The 19,728-nt window shown below is 60.1% G+C and carries 15 protein-coding genes; 2 read left to right on the forward strand and 13 right to left on the reverse strand.

Annotation, left to right across the window (positions count from 1 at the left end):
• Positions 1 to 46 precede the first annotated feature (46 nt).
• The 13 genes from ftsZ to mraZ form a co-directional block, all read right to left on the reverse strand.
• Complete coding sequence (gene ftsZ, locus OIS53_RS08180; protein WP_264681908.1) at positions 47 to 1,555, reverse strand: cell division protein FtsZ; 1,509 nt, start codon at positions 1,553 to 1,555, stop codon at positions 47 to 49.
• 117 nt (positions 1,556 to 1,672) lie between these two features.
• Positions 1,673 to 3,046, reverse strand: a complete 1,374-nt coding sequence (gene ftsA / locus OIS53_RS08185) for a cell division protein FtsA (RefSeq protein ID WP_264681909.1) — start codon at positions 3,044 to 3,046, stop codon at positions 1,673 to 1,675.
• Between the two features lie 83 nt (positions 3,047 to 3,129).
• Positions 3,130 to 3,894 carry a cell division protein FtsQ/DivIB gene (locus tag OIS53_RS08190; RefSeq protein ID WP_264681910.1) on the reverse strand — a complete coding sequence of 255 codons (765 nt, stop codon included), beginning with the start codon at positions 3,892 to 3,894 and terminating at the stop codon, positions 3,130 to 3,132.
• Positions 3,878 to 5,407 carry a UDP-N-acetylmuramate--L-alanine ligase gene (locus OIS53_RS08195; protein ID WP_264681911.1) on the reverse strand — a complete coding sequence of 510 codons (1,530 nt, stop codon included), beginning with the start codon at positions 5,405 to 5,407 and terminating at the stop codon, positions 3,878 to 3,880. Before OIS53_RS08195 ends, OIS53_RS08190 begins: the two co-directional genes overlap by 17 nt.
• Positions 5,408 to 5,458: 51 nt before the next feature.
• Positions 5,459 to 6,550: an undecaprenyldiphospho-muramoylpentapeptide beta-N-acetylglucosaminyltransferase gene (murG, locus tag OIS53_RS08200; RefSeq protein WP_264681912.1), complete on the reverse strand. Its 1,092-nt coding sequence runs from the start codon at positions 6,548 to 6,550 to the stop codon at positions 5,459 to 5,461.
• A 168-nt stretch (positions 6,551 to 6,718) separates the two neighbouring features.
• Positions 6,719 to 7,900 carry an FtsW/RodA/SpoVE family cell cycle protein gene (locus tag OIS53_RS08205; protein ID WP_264681913.1) on the reverse strand — a complete coding sequence of 394 codons (1,182 nt, stop codon included), beginning with the start codon at positions 7,898 to 7,900 and terminating at the stop codon, positions 6,719 to 6,721.
• A 99-nt stretch (positions 7,901 to 7,999) separates the two neighbouring features.
• Positions 8,000 to 9,340 (reverse strand): UDP-N-acetylmuramoyl-L-alanine--D-glutamate ligase, encoded by a 1,341-nt coding sequence (gene murD / locus OIS53_RS08210; protein WP_264681914.1) that lies wholly within the window; start codon positions 9,338 to 9,340, stop codon positions 8,000 to 8,002.
• A 120-nt stretch (positions 9,341 to 9,460) separates the two neighbouring features.
• The gene (gene mraY / locus OIS53_RS08215) at positions 9,461 to 10,681 is read right to left on the reverse strand and encodes a phospho-N-acetylmuramoyl-pentapeptide-transferase (protein ID WP_264681915.1); all 1,221 of its coding nucleotides are present in this window, start codon (positions 10,679 to 10,681) and stop codon (positions 9,461 to 9,463) included.
• Positions 10,682 to 10,904: 223 nt separating this feature from the next.
• Entirely contained in the window at positions 10,905 to 12,374 is a 1,470-nt protein-coding gene (locus tag OIS53_RS08220) for a UDP-N-acetylmuramoyl-L-alanyl-D-glutamate--2,6-diaminopimelate ligase (RefSeq protein WP_413775191.1), read from the reverse strand.
• Between the two features lie 66 nt (positions 12,375 to 12,440).
• The gene (locus tag OIS53_RS08225) at positions 12,441 to 14,753 is read right to left on the reverse strand and encodes a penicillin-binding protein (RefSeq protein WP_264681916.1); all 2,313 of its coding nucleotides are present in this window, start codon (positions 14,751 to 14,753) and stop codon (positions 12,441 to 12,443) included.
• Positions 14,737 to 15,477: an FtsL-like putative cell division protein gene (locus tag OIS53_RS08230; protein ID WP_264681917.1), complete on the reverse strand. Its 741-nt coding sequence runs from the start codon at positions 15,475 to 15,477 to the stop codon at positions 14,737 to 14,739. Before OIS53_RS08230 ends, OIS53_RS08225 begins: the two co-directional genes overlap by 17 nt.
• A gap of 155 nt (positions 15,478 to 15,632) precedes the next feature.
• Entirely contained in the window at positions 15,633 to 16,568 is a 936-nt protein-coding gene (gene rsmH, locus OIS53_RS08235; protein ID WP_264681918.1) for a 16S rRNA (cytosine(1402)-N(4))-methyltransferase RsmH, read from the reverse strand.
• Complete coding sequence (gene mraZ, locus OIS53_RS08240) at positions 16,565 to 17,041, reverse strand: division/cell wall cluster transcriptional repressor MraZ (RefSeq protein ID WP_264681919.1); 477 nt, start codon at positions 17,039 to 17,041, stop codon at positions 16,565 to 16,567. The genes rsmH and mraZ overlap by 4 nt, the downstream gene beginning before the upstream one ends.
• A 525-nt stretch (positions 17,042 to 17,566) precedes the next feature.
• Between mraZ and OIS53_RS08245 the strand changes: the two genes are divergently transcribed.
• Together OIS53_RS08245 and OIS53_RS08250 are read left to right on the forward strand one after the other, a co-directional pair.
• Positions 17,567 to 18,163, forward strand: coding sequence for a TetR/AcrR family transcriptional regulator (locus OIS53_RS08245; RefSeq protein WP_264681920.1), 597 nt, complete (start codon positions 17,567 to 17,569; stop codon positions 18,161 to 18,163).
• 54 nt (positions 18,164 to 18,217) lie between these two features.
• Positions 18,218 to 19,447, forward strand: coding sequence for an FAD-dependent monooxygenase (locus OIS53_RS08250; protein WP_264681921.1), 1,230 nt, complete (start codon positions 18,218 to 18,220; stop codon positions 19,445 to 19,447).
• Positions 19,448 to 19,728: the final 281 nt, after the last annotated feature.

The following is a 19,728-nucleotide window of genomic DNA, read 5'->3' on the forward strand; positions in this document are numbered from 1 at the left end:
AAGCGGCTTGTTTGTTGATGCGGCCAGCCTAGCTCAGTGGCTAGTGCTAGTCCACGTTGTCGTGCAGGAAGCGGTTGTCGCCCAGCAGCTCGTTGTCGTCCGAGAGGTTGAAACGGCTGATGTTCTGCTCCGACGACGGCACCACGTTTTCCAGCTTCACCTGGCGGCGCAGGTAGGCCGGGGTTTCCAGCTGGTCCTTGATGGCGTCGTTGGTCAGGCCGTTGCTCAGCTCCTGTAAGCGGCGGCGGCGCTCCTCGGCCCGGGCATCCAGGGAGGGGCGGCCCAGCGAATGGTGCGTAACGGGCGGCGTGGGCTGGGGCGCAGGCTGCTGGTACAGCACCGGGTCCGGAGCCGGCGTGGAAGGCGCCGACACCACCGGCGGCACGTAGCCCACCGGCGCCGGCGACGTTTCGAGGTCGAAGCGTACGGGCTGGGGCTCGGGTGCGGGGGGCGGGCCGAATGTGGGCACTGCGGGCGCGGCCGGCGTAGGCGGGGCATCCTGCCGGTCTTTGTCGAAGAGGTTGATTTGCGGCTCCGGGGCGGCGGGTGCCTCGGCTTCGCGGGCCACTACATTGGTAATGTTGTGCGCCTCGCGGGCAAAGCCGGTGGCAATAACCGTGACGCGGATGCTCTGGCCCAAAGTGGGGTCGATGCCGTGGCCGAAAATCACCTCGGCGTTCTGGCCAGCCTTGTCCTGGATGTACTCCGTAATTTCAGTCAGCTCATCCATCTCCAGCTCGGCCTGGTCGCCCGACATAATGCTGAGCAGGATTTTCTGAGCCCCGTGGATGTCGGTGTTGTTGAGCAGCGGCGAGGCCAGGGCCTCTTCGGCGGCCCGCTGGGCGCGGTTTTCGCCCTCGGTAATGCTGCTGCCCATTACGGCCGCGCCCGAGTCTTTCATGACGGTTTTCACGTCTTCAAAGTCCACGTTCACGTCGGCCGTTACCGTAATAATTTCGGCAATGGACTTGGCGGCCGTGCTTAGCACGTTGTCGGCTTTGGCGAAGGCCGAGCGGATGGGCAGGTTGCCGTAAATCTCGCGCAGCTTGTCGTTGAGGATGACCAGCACCGTGTCGCAGTTGTCGCTCAGCTCCTTGATGCCTTGCTCGGCCTGCTGGCGCTTTTTCTTGCCCTCGAACAGGAAAGGCGCCGTCACGATGCCTACCGTCAGGATGCCCAGCTCTTTGGCTACTTTGGCAATAACCGGGGCCGCCCCCGTACCGGTACCGCCGCCCATGCCGGCCGTGATGAACACCATCTTGGTGCCATTGCTCAGCAGCTCCCGGATTTGCTCCCGGCTTTCAATGGCCGCTTGCTTGCCCCGCTCCGGATTGGCACCGGCGCCCAGCCCTTCGGTCAGGTCGGCCCCGATTTGCAGGCGGTTGGGCACGGTGGATGAAGCCAGGGCCTGCTTGTCGGTATTGCAGATGACGAACTCCACGTCCTTGATGCCTTGGCTGAACATGTGGTTCACGGCATTGGAGCCGCCCCCACCTACGCCAATTACTTTAATGATGGACCTGGACTGCGCCGGAATATCGAAAGTAAAATTCATGAGGAGAGTCAATTAAAAATTAAAAATTGAGAATTAAAAATTGAGCAGAACCCGCTTTGCAACCCTTCCAAACCCATGCTCATTTTTTAATTTTTAATTCCCAACTTTCAATTGACGTTAATATTGTTTGTCGTCAAAGTCATCAATCAGCAACCCTTTGGTACGGCTGATAATGTCTTGGAAAAACTTGCCGGCTCCCGATGGTTTTTTAGGCTCCGGCTGCTGCGCAGGTTGTTGCGCGGTAGGCTGAGCCGGCGTGGCAGGCGTAGCGGTCCGCGCCTCGGGCGCCGGGCGGTATTGCTGCTCCGGCTCGTCCTGGCGCGGGGCCAGCCGGTCGTCGATGGAGCGGTAGCCGGCCAGCACCAGGCCCACCGTGGTAGCGTACATGGGCGACTTTACCGCTTCAATCTTGCTCTTGCCCAGGTGCTCGTTGGGGTAGCCGATGCGGGTGTCCATGCCCGTCACGTACTCGGTGAGCTGCACCAGGTTTTGCAGCTGGGAGCCGCCGCCGGTCAGCACAATACCGGCCGCCAGCTTGTCCTGGAAGCCCAGGCGCTGAATTTCGGCGTATACCAGCTCCACGATTTCCTCCATCCGGGCCTCGATAATGTAAGCCAAGTTCTTGAGGCTGATTTCCTTGGGCGCCCGGTCGCGCAGGCCTGGAATGCTCACGATTTCGTACTCGGAGGCTTCCTCGGCAATGGCCTTGCCGAACTTTACCTTGAGTTGTTCGGCCTGGTTTTGCATCACCAGGCAGCCCTGTTTAATGTCGGAGGTCACGATGTTGCCGCCGAAAGGCAGCACGGCCGCGTGCCGGATAATGCCGTCCTTGAAAATGGCTAGATCCGTAGTGCCGCCCCCAATATCAATTAGCGCAACGCCAGCCTCTTTTTCCTCCTCGCTTAGCACCGACATGCTGGAAGCCAGGGGCTCCAGAATCAGGTTGTCGATTTCCAGCCCGGCTTTCATCACGCACTTGTGAATGTTGTTGATAGCCGTGCTCTGGGCGGTGATGATGTGAAAATTGCCCTCCAGCCGCACTCCCGACATGCCCACCGGGTCCATGATACCCTCCTCGTAGTCCACCTTATAGTCCTGGGGCATGACGTGGATGATCTGGGAGCCGGGCGGCGTCACGAGGCGGTACATGTCGCTGGTGAGGCGCTCCACGTCGGCCTGGGTAATTTCGTTATCGGCCGACGCGCGCGTAATGCTGCCGTTGTGTTGCAGGCTCTTGATGTGCTGGCCGGCAATGCCCACGTTCACCACCCCGATGTTGATGCCCGACTGCTCCTCGGCCTGGCGAATGGCCTTTTTGATGGCGTCCACCGTCTTGTCGATGTTGGATACAATCCCCCGCACTACGCCCTCCGACACAGCTTTGCCCATGCCCAGAATTTCGAGTTTGCCAAACTCGTTTTTGCGCCCGACCAGCGCGCAGATTTTGGTGGTACCGATGTCGAGGCCGACTACAATTTTATCGTGTTGCATGGGAGGAGAGGAAGCGAGGGTTGCGGGTTGTTGCAGGAAGGTGAGCTTAATGCGCTATAAGGTAGCGTTTTATGCCTATAATTTTATTCGCAAATGATTTGATCTTTAAACTCTACGTTAACGCGGTGGTACGTGTCCCAGCCCAGTACTGGGGGAATTTGACGGTAAAATACCATCAGTTTTGCAAATTTTTCCGGAATATTCTCTGGAAAGCCAAATTCTACTCGTTGGTCGCCGACTTGCTGGGTAAAAGAAATTTTGCCGTTGGGCCCAATAAAAATTTCCGCTACCTGCCCGCGCCAAAACGTATTTTCGTCTACGTAGCGCAAAAATTCCAGATAGCGCCGCCCGGTGCTGTCCTGAAAAAACGCGGCCGGCAGCGGCTGCCCACCCAGCCGCGACACCGGCACCACCCGCGCCGTGAACAGCGGCGACAAGGGCAGGCGCTGCCCATCGGCGTCGAGGTAGCTGTCCTGGCGGGAGTCGGCGTGGACGAGGCGGGCAATGGGGCGGTTCTGGCGCACGTCGGCGTGCAGGTTGCCGGCCAGGTCGCGGTACACCTGGGCGTCCTTCACGAAGCTGTGCGCTTTGAGGCGGGCTTCCAGGGCTTTCAGGTTCAGGCTGGCGGGGTCGGCGCCTTCGAGGCGGTCTTCGCCCTGGCGAGTCAGCAGGGCGGTTACTTCCCGCTCGCCGATGAAGAAGTTGTTGAACTCGTTGCTGATGCGCACGATAACCCCACCCACCGGGCGGCGGGCCTGCTGCACGGCGGCAAACGCCCCCAGGCCCACTAGCAGCAGCAGGCAGGCGGTGGCAAACAGCAGGTTATTGGCTTTACGCTTCAGCTCCATTCCAGCGAATATCCAGAATATTCTTTAAACGAGGCACCAACTGGTCGATGTCTCCCGCCCCTACCGTGGCTAATACGTCAAAATTCGTATCGGTTTGGGCATTCTGCAAAATTTCTTCGCGCGTCTGTAACGACTTTTGGGGGGCAGTTATTTGGGATAAAATCAACTCCGACGTGACGCCGGGCATGGGCAGCTCCCGCGCCGGGTAGATGTCCATGAGCACCACTTCATCGGCAAGGCTCAGACTCTCAGCGAATCCGGGGGCAAAGTCGCGGGTGCGGCTGAACAGGTGGGGCTGGAAAATCACGCGCAGGCGGCGGCCCGGATACAACGCCCGCAACGACCGGAGAAAGGCCTCAATTTCGCGCGGGTGGTGGGCGTAGTCGTCCACGTACACGCGGGGCTGCTCGGGCGTGCCGGCCGTCAGGATAAACTCGAAGCGCCGCTTCACGCCGCGGTATGCCGCTACGGCCGCCCGCAGTTGCTTGGGTGTGAGGTCGTGGAGCTGGGCCACGCAGGCGGCGGCCAGCATGTTTTCCACGTTGTGGTAGCCGGGCACGGCCAGCTCCAGACCATCGACACTACCGCGCGGGCCGTGCAGGGCAAACCGGAACTGGTGGCCCTGGGCCGTGATGCCGGAAGCGTACAGCTCGGGGCCTTGCTCGGGCGTGAGGCCGTAGCGAATGACTTGCACGCCAGCCGGTGCGGCCTGAGCCACGCTGGGGTCGGCGGTGTGGTTGATGATGAGCGTACCACCGGGCTTGATCTGCTCCACAAACTGCCGAAACGACTCCACTAGCGCGTCTTTGTCGCCGTAAATGTCGAGGTGGTCGGCGTCGGTGCTCGTGACAATAGCCACGTCCGGGAACAGGGTCAGAAAGCTCCGGTCGTACTCGTCGGCTTCGACAACGACGGGGACTTGGCTGGTGGTTGGTGGTTGGTAGTTGGTGGTTGGCTGCTGATTCCGTTCAGTCAGTGAGGCTGAATTTTTAATTTTTACTTGGCTCGCGCCTTCCTGCGGCTCTTCATTTCTAATTCCCTCCTTCGGCAAAAGCAGGTTTGAGCCCAGATTTACCGAAATGCCGCCTAGGAAGGCGGCGCAGGGCACGCCGGCGTGGTGAAGCAGGTGGGCCACCATGCTGCTGGTGGTGGTTTTGCCGTGGGTGCCGGCCACGGCAATGGTGGGCCGGCCCTGCGTGAGCACGCCCAGCACCTGGCTCCGTTTGCGAATGTCGTAGCCCTGCTCCCGCAGCCAGGCCCACTCCTGGTGGTCTTTGGGAATGGCGGGCGTGAGTACCACCAGCGTATCGTCGCGGTTTTCGCGCACCTCCCGTGGAATATTCTCCACGGCATCCTCATAGTGCACGGCAATGCCTTCGGCGGCCAGCGCTTCAGTCAAGGGCGTAGGCGTTTTGTCGTAGCCGCTCACCGAGTGGCCGTTGGCCCGGAACCACCGCGCCAGCGCCGACATACCAATGCCGCCAATGCCCAGGAAGAAGACGTGCTTTTTCACCTTGTGGTAGATGTGAGAAATGGAGAGGTGAGAAACTGGAAACCGGGCGTGCTAGCTTTTTCTGATAAGAGCCAGCAGCTCGTCGACAATCGTAGCCGTGGCCTGAGGTCGGGCCAGCTGGCGGATGTTGGCGGAAAGCTGCTGCTGGCGGGCGGGGTTGCTGAGCAGGGCCAAGGCTTCGTCGTAGAGGCGAGCCGGGGCCTCCGCGTCGCGGACGAGCAGGGCGGCGTCCTGGCTGGTCAGGGCCAGGGCGTTCTTGGTTTGGTGGTCTTCGGCTACGTTGGGCGAGGGCACCAGGATGCTGGGCTTGCCCGTGAGGCACAGCTCCGACACTGACAAGGCCCCGGCCCGGCTAATCACCACGTCGGCAGCGGCGTAGGCCAGGTCCATGCGGCGCACAAACTCCAGGGCTTTCAGGTTGTCAGTGGCGAAGGGTGCGGCCTGTTTCTCAGCTTCCGGGAAGTAGGTTTTGCCGGTTTGCCAGAGCAGTTGCACGCCGGCCTCGCGAAGATGGGGCAGCGCGGCGGCCGTGGCCTGGTTGAGGGTGCGCGCCCCCAGGCTGCCCCCAATGACCAGCAGCACCGATTGGTCAGCATTCAGCCCGAAAAACGCCAGGGCTTCGGCCCGCTGCCCGTCGGCAATTTCGGTGCGCACGGGGTTGCCGGTCAGCACCAGCTTGTCGGCAGGGAAAAACTTGTCCATGCCCTCGTAGGCCACGCAGATGCGCTGCACGCGCCGGGCCAGCAGCTTATTTACCAGGCCGGCGTAGGAGTTTTGCTCCTGAATCAGGGACGGAATGCCGCGCGACGTGGCGGCCAGCAGCACCGGCGCCGAGGCGTAGCCGCCCACGCCCACCACGGCGTCGGGCCGAAACTTCTCCAGCAGCTTGCCCGCCTTGCGCACGGCCCGCATCACCTTCACCGGAAACAGCAGGTTGCGGGGCGTCAGGCTGCGTTGCAGGCCCGCTATGTCCAGGCCCACAATTGGGTAGCCGGCCTCGGGCACGCGGGTCATTTCCATGCGGCCGTTGGCGCCCACAAACAGGATGTCGGCTTCGGGGTGGCGGCGGCGGACTTCGTTAGCAATGGCCACGGCCGGAAAAATGTGCCCGCCGGTGCCCCCGCCGCTGATGATGAGTTTCATGTGGTAGTGGACCTCACCCCCTAGCCCCCTCTCCAAAAGAGAGGGGGAACTAGTTTTTAGCTTTCTAGAGCTAGAAACCGGACTTGGTGATGCGGATAGAAGAAAAGTGAGCTAGAAACTAGGAAACTAGTTCCCCCTCTCTTCTGGAGAGGGGGCTAGGGGGTGAGGTCAGGCGTATTGCGACACGCGCGGGATGCGGGGCGTGTCGTCTGGCTCCCCGGCCATGGGGCGGATTTCCCGCTCGCCACGGCTCACGGCCAGGATGATGCCGATGCTGATGCCGGTGAAGATAAGCGAGGTGCCGCCCATGCTCAGCAAAGGCAGCGGCAAGCCCGTAATCGGGCCCAGGCCCACGGCTACGCCCATGTTTACCATGGCTTGCAAGACCAAACTAAAGCTCAGCCCCGCCGACAGCAGCCCGCCGAAGGCCCCGTAGCTATTCATTACCGTTTTCAGCCCCCGGTACAAAAAGGCCAGGTACAGAAACAACACGAATACGCCGCCCACCAGGCCGTATTCTTCGATGATGATGGCGTAGATGAAGTCGGAGTACGGGTGGGGCATGATGTTGCGCTCCGTGCTCTTGCCGGGGCCTTTGCCGAACAGGCCACCGGTGGCCTCGGCAATGTAGGCGTGCTCCAGCTGAAACGGCACCGGCTTGCTTTTGTCGGTGAAGCTTTCCAGGCGCGACTGTACCGTTTTCAGGCGCTGCCCCGAGGCCAGCCCGATGCCCCCCACCACCACGCCAATGACCACCATCACGGCCATCTGCTTCAGCGGTACGCGGCCGATAAACATCAGCAGCAGGCAGGTGGCAAACAGCAGCAGAGCCGTGGAGGCGTTCGACAGGATAATCAGTCCGCAGATAATGCCCACCCAAATCATTACCGGCAGCAGCGTGGTCTTGAAGTCGTTGACGTTTTGCTGGCGGCGGCTGAGCATGGAAGCCAGGTGCGCAATCAGGGCCAGCTTGGCCAGGTCGGAGGGCTGAAAGGTTTGGTTGATGATGGGAATGGTCAGCCAGCGCGACGCATCGTTGAACGTAGTGCCCCCGAAGAAATAGGTGAACAACAGCAGCGGCACCGAGGCCAGCAGGGCGTAGAGCGAGATGCGCGAGTAGTAGCGGTAATCGATGCGGTGGGCCAGCCACATGAACAGCAGCCCCACGAAAATCAGGCCCGTGTGCTTGATGAGGAAGTACTCGGTGTTGCCGCCCATCTTCTTGTAGGCCAGCGTGCCCGTAGCCGAGTACACCACCGCAATAGAGATAAACGAAAACAGCAACACGATGCCCCACAGCACCGGGTCGCCCTTCAGGTTCTGCCGCAGCCAGTTGGTAATGGTTTCCATGAGCAGTAGGGGCGCGTTGCACGCGCCCGTAACGTTGGAGTGTACACTCAGAACGACAAATGCCGGTCGTTCTACCCGGCGGGCGCGTGCGACGCGCCCCTACAACTCAGCAACGGCCGCCGCGAATTGCCGGCCGCGGTCCTCGTAGTTTTTGAACAGGTCGAAGGAGGCGCAGGCCGGGGACAGGAGCACGACGTCGCCGGGCTGGGCCAGGGTGGCGGCGCGCTGCACGGCCTCGGTTATGCTGTGGGTTTCTTCCAGGTGCGGCACTACCGGGCCAAAGCTGGCCTTGAGTTTTTCGTTGTCGAGGCCCAGGCAAATCAGGGCTTTTACTTTCTGCTGGGCCAGGGGCAGCAGCGAGGCGTAGTCGTTGCCCTTATCGGTGCCGCCGGCTATCCAGACGATGGGCTGGCGCACGCCGTCGAGGGCAAACCAGGCCGCCTCTACGTTCGTGGCTTTGGAGTCGTTGATAAACTTGGCCCCATTCACTTCGCCCACGAGTTGCAGGCGGTGGTCGGCGTTGCGGAAGGTGCCCAGGCTCTGCTCAATCTGCTCCTTGCTCACGCCGGCCAGCCGGGCGCAGAGCACGGCGGCCAGGGTGTTCTGGCGGTTGTGCTGGCCGATGAGCACCGAGCGGGCCGTGCTGATTTCTTCCGGCGGGCAGCCCGGCAGCTCTACACGCAGCAGGTCTTCGGCGGAATAGAAGGCGCTGAGTCCGGCCCGCTCCTGGAGGCCAAAAGGCAGCCGCCGCACTAACTGGTTATCGGCCCGGAAGTAGCGCCCTATCATCTCATCATCGGCGTTGTAGACGAAGAAATTGCTGCCGTTCTGGCGGCGCATGATGCGCAGCTTGGCTTCGGCGTACTTCTGCATGGAATACTCGTACCGGTCGAGGTGGTCGGGGGTGATGTTGAGCAGCACCGACACCCAGGGTTGGAACTCGTAGGTATCGTCGAGCTGGAAAGAGCTTAGCTCCAGCACGTAGTACTCGTGCTGGTCTTCGATAATCTGCTCGGCCAGGGAGTAACCCACGTTGCCGGCCAGGCCTACGTTCAGGCCGGCTTCCTTCAGCAAATGGTAGGTGAGCAGCGTAGTGGTGGTTTTGCCGTTGGTGCCCGTAATGCCGATGCACTTGGCCTGGGTGTAGCGCCCCGCCAGCTCGATTTCGGAAATGATGGGCGTGCCTTTCTCGCGCAGGGCTTGAATCACCGGCGCCTTCTCCGGGATGCCAGGGCTTTTCACTACCTCATCGGCTTGCAGGATTTCGGCCAGCGTGTGCTGGTTTTCCTCGAAGCGGATGCCGGCAGCTTGCAGTTTCTGCTGGTATCTCTCCTGAATTGGGCTCTTGTCGGAAACGAAGACGGTGTGGCCCTTGGCCTGGGCCAGCAGCGCCGCCCCTACCCCACTCTCTGCTGCTCCTAAGATGACTATTTTAGACATGAGATTGTGAGACGTGAGAAGTGAGACAGACGACTGAAGATGAGAACAAAGAGTGGCCGACGGTCAGGCACGAACGACATTCGTCTCACTTCTCATGTCTCACAATCTCATGTCTCAGATTTAGCGCAGTTTCAAGGTTACAAGTGTCAACACTGCCAGCATAATGCCTACAATCCAGAACCGCGACACGATTTTGGACTCGTGGTAGCCGAGCTTCTGGTAGTGATGGTGCAAAGGCGACATGCGCAGCAACCGGCGGCCTTCGCCATACTTGCGCCTGGTGTATTTAAAGTATCCCACCTGCACCATCACCGAGAGGTTTTCAACTACAAAAACCCCGCATAATATCGGTATCAATAGCTCCTTGCGTACAATGAGAGCCAGCACAGTAATGATGCCGCCCAGCGCCAACGACCCCGTGTCGCCCATGAACACCTGGGCGGGATAGGAATTGTACCACAGAAAGCCCACGCAGGCCCCCACGAAGGCCGTGCAGAAAATAACCAGCTCCCCGGAATTCGGGATAAACATGATATCAAGGTAATCGGCCAGTAGGGCATTGCCGCTTACGAAGGCGAAAATGGCCAGCGTGCTGCCGATAATGGCCGAGGTGCCCGCCGCCAGCCCGTCGAGGCCATCGGTGATGTTGGCCCCATTGCTGATGGCCGTGACGAGAAAAATGACGATGGGGATGTAGAAGAAGGCGTAGTACTCATTAAAAAACTCGCCGGCCGTGGCAAACAGGTCGCCGTAGTTCAACTCGTTGTTTTTGAGGAAGGGCACTGTCGTAATCATCAGCTTCACATCCTGATACACGGTGCTGGCGTCCACGGCTGAGAATGTACCGTCGGCTAGGGCGTACTGACGCACGGTTACGTCGTTGGAGAAGAACAGCACCCAGCCCACCGTGAGGCCCAGGCCCACCTGGCCCAGCACCTTGAAGCGGCCGGCCAGCCCCTCCTTGTCCTTCTTTACTACTTTGATGTAGTCATCAATAAAGCCAATCAGTCCCAGCCACACGGTGCTAAGCAGCATGAGCACAATGTAGATGTTGTCGAGCTTGGCAAACAGCAGCACCGGCACCAGGATGGCCAGCAGAATAATCAGCCCGCCCATGGTGGGCGTGCCCTTCTTCTCCAGCTGCCCCTGCAAGCCCAGGTCGCGCACCGTCTCCCCGATTTGCAGGCGCTGGAGCTTCTGAATCAGGGGCTTGCCGAAGAACTGGGCAATGATGAGCGAGGTAACTACTGCCAGCGCCGCCCGAAACGAAATGTACTGGAACACCCCCGTGCCCGGTACATGATGTACTTTATCGAGGTAATTAAAAATGTAATACAGCATGTTGCAAGGGTCAGCAGTTGGAGGTCAGCAGGTGTCCAGGCTGCAAAGGTTTAGGATTTTTGGGGGAGGTCCAAGGTTATGTTTATGCAGATTTTGTGTATTCGGCTGAGAATCGCGGATTAAACGGATTATTCAGATTTCGCGGATTTTGGTAATTAAAGCAGCGTTATGGGATGCCGTAATCGAAATCCGCGAAATCTGAGTAATCCGTTTAATCCGCGATTCACTTACCCAGCATGTCGAACATTTCCTGTACTACCTGCTTGTCGTCAAAATCAGTTTTCACGCCCTTGATTTCCTGGTAGGCTTCGTGGCCTTTGCCGGCTACCAGCACAATGTCGCCGGGCTGGGCCAAGGCAATGGCAGTTTTGATGGCCTCGCGCCGGTCGGGGATAGTAAGCACCTTGCCCTGGTCGGCGGCGGGCACGCCGGCCTGCATCTGGGCCAGAATGTCGGTGGGGTCCTCGAAGCGGGGGTTGTCGGAAGTCAGCACGGCGCGGCTGGACAGCTGGGCGGCTAGCTTGGCCATAACCGGGCGCTTGGCGGCGTCGCGGTTGCCGCCGCAGCCCACCACGGTAATCACCTGCTGGCTGGGCTGGCGAATGTCGGCAATGGTCTGGAGCACGTTTTCGAGGGCGTCGGGGGTGTGGGCGTAGTCCACGATGCCCGTAATGCGGCCCTTCCCGGACACCACCGGCTCAAACCGACCGGGGGCCGACGTGAGGCCCGACAGCACGGTGAGCACCTCGGTGGGGTCTTCACCCAGTAGCACGGCTGCCCCGTAGATGGCCAGCAGGTTGTAGGCGTTGAACACCCCGATGAGCCGAAACTGCACCTCGCGGCCGTCTACCTCCAGGTGCAGGCCGTGCACGGCATTTTCGATGAGGCGGGCCCGGAACGTGGCCGCTCCGCGCAGGGAGTAGGTTTCGCGGCGGCCCACCACGTTTTGCAGCATCACCTGCCCGCGCTTATCGTCGGCGTTGGTGAGGGCAAAGGCCGACTTCGGCAGCTGGTCGAAGAAGCCTTTTTTGGCCTTGATGTACGCATCAAAAGTGCCGTGGTAGTCGAGGTGGTCGTGGGAAAGGTTGGTGAAGATGCCGCCCGCAAAGTGCAGGCCCGTAATGCGGTGCTGCACCACCGAGTGGGAGCTGACTTCCATAAACACGTGGGTGCAACCGGCCTTGAGCATGCGAGCCAGCAACTCGTTCAGCCGAATGGCGTCGGGCGTGGTGTGGGTGGCCGGCAGTACCTCCTCGTCAATCTGGTTCTGCACCGTGCTCAGCAGCCCGCACCGGTAGCCCAGCTCCCGGAACAGCTTGTGCAGCATGGTGGCGCAGGTGGTTTTGCCGTTGGTGCCCGTCACGCCCACCAGCCGGAGGCGGCGGGAAGGCTGGCCGTAGAACTCCGCCGCCATGCGGGCCATGGCCTCGGCCGAGTCGGGCACCTGCACATAGGTGGTGGCGGGGCTCAGCTCGGCGGGCAGGTCTTCGCAGACCACCGCGGCGGCGCCCTGCTCCACCGCCTTCGGAATGAACTGATGGCCGTCGGTGGCGGTGCCGCGCAGGGCGAAGAACACGGCGCCCGGCCCAGCCTGCCGGGAATCCAGCGTGAGGCTGGTAATGGACGCGTCGGCGGGGCCGTGCTGAGCCCGCACGGCAATGGCAGTGGTGAGGGCGGAGAGGGGAAACTGGATGTCCAAGGTGGGTTTCTCGCAGTGTTGCGCAGTGAAAAGGCGCAGTGTTTCGCAGTGTTCTAACGGTCAGGCTTTGGGCTTGGCCTTGGTTACGACGGCAGCCGAGTTGGGCGCGGCAGCTTTGGCAGCTGGCTTTTTGGGGCCGGAAGCCCCGGTTTCGGCCGGGGCTGGCGGGCCAGCGGGCTTCGGAGTGCGGCCATCAGCCAGGGTGGCCAGGCCGGGCGCGGGTGGGGCAGCCGGCACGGGGGCGGCGAGGCGGCCGCCGATGGGCTCCAGCTGCAACACCACCGTAGTGCCGCGCCGCACGGCCGAGCCGGCGGCTACCGATTGGGTTTTGACCCGGCCCGTACCCAGGGCGCGCACCCGCAGGCCGCGGTTTTCGAGCAGGAACAAGGCGTCGCGCAGGGTGAGGCCCTGCACGTTGGGCACCCGGCCGGGGCGCACGGGCATGGGGCGCAGGTTCAGGCTTTCGGCGTCGGAGTCGGCGGGCTGGGTGCGCACCCAGTCATCGGTGCCGGTGGCGCCGGTGTGGGTCACGCCCAGCTTGCTGAACACCAGGCTCAGCTCGTCCTGCATCCCGGCCTGCACCCGCGGCACCCTGGACTTGCGCACCGGGGCGCGGGCCAGCAGGGGGCGCTGCGAGGCGGCGTCGCGGGCCATGGCTTTGTCGGCCAGCTCCCGGAACACGGGCGCGGCCACGTCGGCGCCGTAGATGCGGCCATTCTTGGGCGAGTCTACCACCACAATGCAGGAGTACTTGGGGTTGTCGGCCGGGAAGTAGCCGCAGAAGCTGGTGGAATACACCTTGGTATAGGCGCCGTTCTTGAACTTCCAGGCCGTGCCGGTTTTGCCCGCCATCAGGTAGTCGGTGGTGCGGATGCCGCGGGCCGTGCCGTGCTCCACCACGCCCTCCATCATGGCTTTTACCTTGCGCAGCGTCTCGTCGGAGCAGATTTTGGGGTTGAGTACCTGGGCCTCAAACCGCTCCAGCACCTTGTCGGCCTGCTTGATTTCCTTCACGATGATGGGCTGAATCTTTACTCCGTTGTTGGCCACGGCGTTGTAGAAAGCCAGGGTTTGCAGGGGCGCCAGCTTCAGCTCGTAGCCGATGCTCATGGTGGTGAGCGAAGTGCGGCTCCAGCTTCGGTCGGTGGGGTCTTTGATGTAGGGCCGCGCCTCCCCGGCCATCTGGAAGCCCAGGGGTTTGTCGAGCCCAAACTTCTTCAGATAATCAGTGTACTTCTCGGGCGCCTTGTTGAACACCCGGTCCGTGAGCTTGGCCACCCCAATGTTCGACGACTTCTCGAACACTTGCTGCAAGGTAATACGCCCGTACGGGTGCGAGTCGGTCTTGACGGCCCCGCCGATGCGCATGGAGCCGGTGTTGCCGGTGTTGATGGTGTCGGTCAGCTCCAGGTCGGGGTCTTCCTCAAACGCCGCCATCATGGAGGCCAGCTTGAAGGTAGAGCCCGGCTCGGTGCGGCCCTGGTCGGCAATGGCGTAGTTGTAGTCTTCGCGGTACACGCCCTCGGCTACCTTGCCCAGGTTGGCCACGGCCTTGATTTCGCCGGTTTTCACCTCCATCAGAATCACTGTGCCGTACTGGGCGTTGTTGTCCAGCAGCGACTTGTACAAGGCGTTTTCGGCCACGTCCTGGAGGTTGATGTCGAGAGTGGTTTTGATGTCGTAGCCCGGCTGGGGCTTGACCTCGGTGCCGTCGTAGATGGGCTTGTTGCCGCCGGGCAGGCGCTCAAACAGGGCCTCGCCGTCCTTGCCGGCCAGGTGGCGGTTGAAGGTAAATTCCAGCCCCGCCCCGTTCTTGTCCTCATTCACGAAGCCAATGGTGCGCTGGGCTAGCCCCCCGAAGGGCCGGAACCGCTTATCTACTTTCTCGAAGATGACCCCGCCCTTGTTCTTACCGGCCCGGAAGATGGGCCACTGGGCCAGCTCCTTCTTCTCCTGATAATTGATTTGCCGGGAGTTTAGGCGAACATAGCGTGATTTTTTTTCTCTTGCCTCGTTAAGTCTGGTGAGATAGTCTAGCTTGGTCCGGTCACCGAAAAAACGGGACAGCATTAGCGCCAATGAATCAGCTTTCTGCTCAAATAGAGCTTCACTCACCACGCTCGGGTCCCAGGCCACCCGGTAGAAGGGCAGCGAGGTGGCCATGATGCTTTCGTTGTCGGAGAAGATGTTGCCGCGGGTAGCAAACACCGGCTGGTACACGATGCGGCGCTCCTGCTCCAGGGCGCTCCACTTGGCGCCTTCCTTGAACTGGATGTGGGCAATGCGCCACACCACGGCGCACGAAAACAGGCACACGCCCAGAAACGCCAGGCGGACGCGGGTAACAATGCTCTTTTTAACGTTTCCTTTCATTGCGGCGCGGGGCTGAACGATTGGAAGATGCGGCTTGCGTGGTTTCGGGTACGGCTGGCTCCCCGTTCACGTCGGTGCCGATGGGCACGGGCGGAGCGCCCACCTCAATGGAGTCGGACAGGGCCGGGCCGGCGGCGCGGCGCAGGGAGTCGGCTTTAGCGCGGGCTATCATGGCCGCCACCGAGTCGGCGGTCAGCACGGGCATGCGGTCCAGCTCGGCCTCGTCGAGGCGGCCGGCGGGCACCGTAATGCGGAAGGGCGGCGAGGAGCTTTCCACCAACCCGTAGGCCGCCACCTTGCGGGCCACCTCGCTCTGCTTGCTAGCCTCCATGTAGTCCGATTTCAGGGTGGTATAGTCGGCGCGCAGGTCTTCGGTTTCCAGCTTCAGCTTCTGAATGCTGCGGTTCATGCGCGTGGCGTAGTGCGTGTTGCCGATGTAGACCAGCGTCAGAAACATGATAAACAGCAGGTAGGGCAGAAACCGCACCGGCAGCCCCTCCCGAAACAGCCCATCTACCCGCGTGGCCCGCTCCAGCACCGAAAACACGCTCCAGGTGCTGCGCTTCGGCGGGGCCTGCCGGGGCTCCCGCGGTGGCTTGGGCGCCGGCTGCGGGGCTGGTTCCGGCTGGGGCGCGGCTACGGGCTCCACGGCTACGGGCGCAGCTTCGCGGGGCACGTTGGCGCGGGGCGGGTTGGCAGCTGGTTTTACTGTATTGAGAGCCACTGTCTTTGAATTAATAAGTAGTAATTGATAATTAATAATGAGGTGCTGACCGCCCCAGCACGGATTCTGGCAGCACACGGCCGCGTCGTCCGGCTTGGGGCCGGGCGCTGGCACTGCTGAACACAGGAGAGGCCGTAGTTCTTCATTACTAATTATTAATTCTTCATTGCGATGCGCAGCTTCGCCGAACGGGCGCGGCTGTTCAGGGCTACTTCCTCGGCCGTGGCTTCGATGGGCTTGCGAGTAAGCACCTCGAAGGGCAGGCTGGTGCGGCCAAACAGGTCTTTTTCGGCCTCGCCGTAGAACTTGCCCTTGGCCAGGAAGTTCTTCACCAGCCGGTCCTCCAGGGAGTGGTAGCTCATCACCACCAGTCGCCCACCGGGGCGCAGCACCTGGGCCGTCTGCTCCAGCATCTGCTGCAAGGCCGCCATTTCATCGTTGGCCTCAATGCGCAGGGCCTGGAATACCTGGGCCAGATACTTGTTTTCCTTGCCGCGGGGCGTGCACGGAGCAATGGCCTTTTTCAGGGCCGCAATAGTGGTAATGTTCTGCCCGCGCCGGCTAGAAACTACCGTAGCGGCTAGGGTGCGGGCATTGGTTACTTCCCCGTACATGCCGAAAATGCGGTGCAAATCGGCTTCGGAATATTCGTTGATGATGTCGGCGGCCGAGGTACCGCCCTCGTCCGGGTTCATGCGCATGTCCAGGGGCCCGTCGAAGCGGGTGCTGAAGCCGCGCTCCGGCGTATCAAACTGGTGCGAGGAAACTCCCAAATCAGCCAGCAGCCCGTCTACGGGCAGGGCGCCGCGGCGGTCCAGCTCCTGGTGCAGGTTTCGGAAGTTGCTGCGGATGAAGGTAAACTCCGGCCGGGCCAGCTTGTGGGCCTCCCGCTCGGCGTCGGCATCCTGGTCGAAGCTGTAGAGGTGGCCCTGCGGCCCCAGCCGCTCCAGAATGCGGGCCGAGTGCCCGCCCCCACCGAAGGTGACGTCCACGTAGCGGCCGTCGGGGCGCAGGTCCAGGGCCTCCAGACACTCCCGTAGCATTACGGGGCGGTGGTAGGCGGTGTCGTTGTCGTAGCTGGGGGCACTCATGCGGCCAGGGGGCTGCCGGGCCCAGGTTCGGTGGTCAGGAATTTTTGGGCCAGCTTCGAGAAGCTTTGCTGGTCTTTGATAAGGAAGTCGTCGTAGCGGGCGGGGTCCCAGATTTCGCAGCGGTTGCCCAGCCCCACGATAATGGCTTCCTTCTCGATGCCGGCGTAGCGGCGCATGGAGCCCGGCAGCATAAACCGCCCGATGGTATCCAGCTCCACCTCCGTCATGCCCCGGAAAAAGTTGCGCTGAAACTGTCGATACTCCTCATTAAACTCGTCCAGCGCCATTACCTTCTCATGAATCACCCGCCACGCAGCCCGCGGGTACAGCACCAGGCAGGGCTCAAACCCGCGCACCAGCACCAGCTGGTTGCCCGAAGCTTCGGGCAGGTTGGCCTTCACCTTCACCGGCAGCACCAGCCGACCTTTGGGGTCGAGCTTGCACTCGTATTCGCCGGAGAGCAGCAGGTTCATGGCAGGTGTGGAAAAGACAAGGCAACGGGATATAGCAAAAGTACGCATTGCTACAGAAAAGGCAACCACCTTTTACCATTTTCTACCACCTCACAAAAAGCCGTTTTTGAGCAGAGAAAAGGGTTTTTTGGAAATTCGCCTCCCGTGTAAAGGGGCAGATTGACAGAATGTCAGTTGACAATGGAATACAAGCTAAAGGCTAGTTCCTTTGCTTGGAAAGTGCGAGTTGATGGCGGTTAACTTATATATCTGGTTTCCAACTCTAGGTCGCCTCATCCCTACCCCTCTCCAAAAAAGAGAGGGACTTTAACTTTAGTATTCTAAAATTTAGAAACGGTTTTGCGGTTGCCGTAAGCACTTAAAGACACAAAGTGCCGCGTCTCTTAGCCCGGATCGTTCAGATTAACAACCAGTGTCGTCCAATGCTAAGACGTGGAATATTGCGTTTCTATACCAGCTCGAAATATTTTACTTGATCAATTAGAATAACGTAGTACATTTACATACCAAACGGTCGGTATATCAATGGATACACGAAATCATATCCTCCAGACAGCGTTGGCTCTTTTCCTTCAAAGAGGCTTTCGGGACGTGACTATGAAGGAGATGGTCGAAAGCAGTGGCCTGTCGAAAGGAGCATTTTATCACTACTTTGATAGTAAGGAGAAGGTGTTTGAAGAAGGAGTACGTGCTTTTTTCAATGCCTTCCAAATCGAGAATTACGACGCTCTCTCGGCAACCTCGCTGCAAGCGTTTTACCGCAACTGGGCCGAACGGATTGGTAAACCCGCCCGGCTGGCAACCATAGTAGGTCAGGACGACTTCAACTTTGAGGTCAACCACTACTATCTCATATTCGACGCCCTCAGACTCCTGCCTGACTTTAAGGCCGAGTTTAGCCAGCAGCAGGACCACGAACTGGCCGCATGGATAAAAATTATCCAGGTAGCGCAACGCACAGGCGAAATAAAAAGCGACATCAGCCCCCAGTGCCTCGCCAAGCTTTTCATCAGTACCGCTGACGGGGTCATTCTTCATTTACTAATCCAAAAAGGCTTGTCCAAGGTACAAAGCGAAGTATTAAAGCTCTGGGATGCTATCTACGCGCTTGTCAAAACATAATTTTTTTCTCAACTACATACCAAACGGTCGGTATGTCTCATAAACAGGTATCTCATGAACCAATCAGTTGTTATTTCGGGCGGCGGAATTGCCGGACTGGCAGCCGCCAACATGCTGCACAAGGCCGGCTATGCCGTCACCGTTCTCGAAAAAGCCCACGCATTCACGAATGCCGGCTACCTGCTCTCGCTGAAAAGCTTCGGCATTGATATCATGGGTGAGCTAGGACTGGAGGCCAATCTGGTGGCCGCTCAGGTTCCGGCAAGCTCGCTAAGCTTCCTGGATGCGAAGGGAAGACCTATCCGTAAGCTGAACATTGCCAGGCTACATCAGGAGGGGGGGCGCTCCATTCTCGTCCCCAGGGCGGGTGGTGAAGTCGATTCGCTGCACGGCTACTTCCTCGGGGTGCGCTCCATTCTCATCCCCAGGGCGACCCTTCACCGGGTGATGTACGAAGCGGTGCAAGACAAGGTGCGCGTCATTTTTGGGGCCACCGTGGAAACGGTGCAGCAAACGGCGACTTCGGTTGCCGTGACGCTTTCCAACGGCGAAACCCTCGATGCGGATTTCTTCATCATTGCCGAAGGGCTGCGGTCCGCAACCCGGAACCGATACGTTGCGAATGCCCAGGTAGAAGACTTCAACGTGTTCTACATGGGAGGCAAGCTGGCTGGCAGACACCAATTCACCCCCGGCGTAAACCGTATTTTCATGGGCGTAGGAAAAATGCTCTTTGTCTTTCCCGTAGCCGAAGATGAACTCGCCATTCAGTGCTACATCCAGAACACAGACGATGTGGCGCAGCTTCAGGCCAATGCAAAGCACCTTTTGCGGTACTCTTTCGCCGGATTTCCGGACGAGGTACGAACGCTTGTGGAGGAAATAGCAACGAGGGGCATTCTGTACGCCGATAAGATGGGCATGGTACATGCCCCGGAGCTGGCCCAGGGCCGAATCGTGCTGCTTGGCGATGCTGCCTACTGCCCCACGGCTCTGTCAGGTATGGGGGCTTCTCTATCAATCTACGGCGCCAGAGTCCTGACGCATTTTGTTGGGCAATTGCCCCATGATCTGCCCTTGGCTTTCACTCGATACAGCGCGTGGATGCAGCCGATAGTTCAGAAATTTCAGGACAACGCAAAGCAGAACGCCCGGTCGTTGCTGCCGAAGAACAATCTGCAGCTACAAGCATTCAAGTTGTTTCTGAGGCTGGCTCCTGAAGCTGTTCTGCTTAAGAAGGTGAATAATCAACTCGTGCTCAGCGACGAACAAATGCGTTTTTAGAGCAGTTTCGGGCCCGACGTACACGGAGCCCGAAATTGCTCTAGTAGCTACTTCCTCTACTTAGCACAACTGTCGCGCATTGATGGTTGATGACGGTAGAGTATCAACTATGAACTGAAGCCCTTCTCTCCCGTTTCGCGCATCAGATGGCGTAGGGGGGTGAGGCGAATCACTGCTAGAGCCGATTGAAGCACCCGGAGCTAGCAGCCAATATTCCGCACCTTTCCCCGCCGTATCCTGCACCTTCTAACGGCGGTTGGCGTTGTATCTTTGCTTCAGAA

The sequence above is a fragment of the Hymenobacter sp. YIM 151500-1 genome (assembly GCF_025979885.1).
GTDB lineage: Bacteria > Bacteroidota > Bacteroidia > Cytophagales > Hymenobacteraceae > Hymenobacter.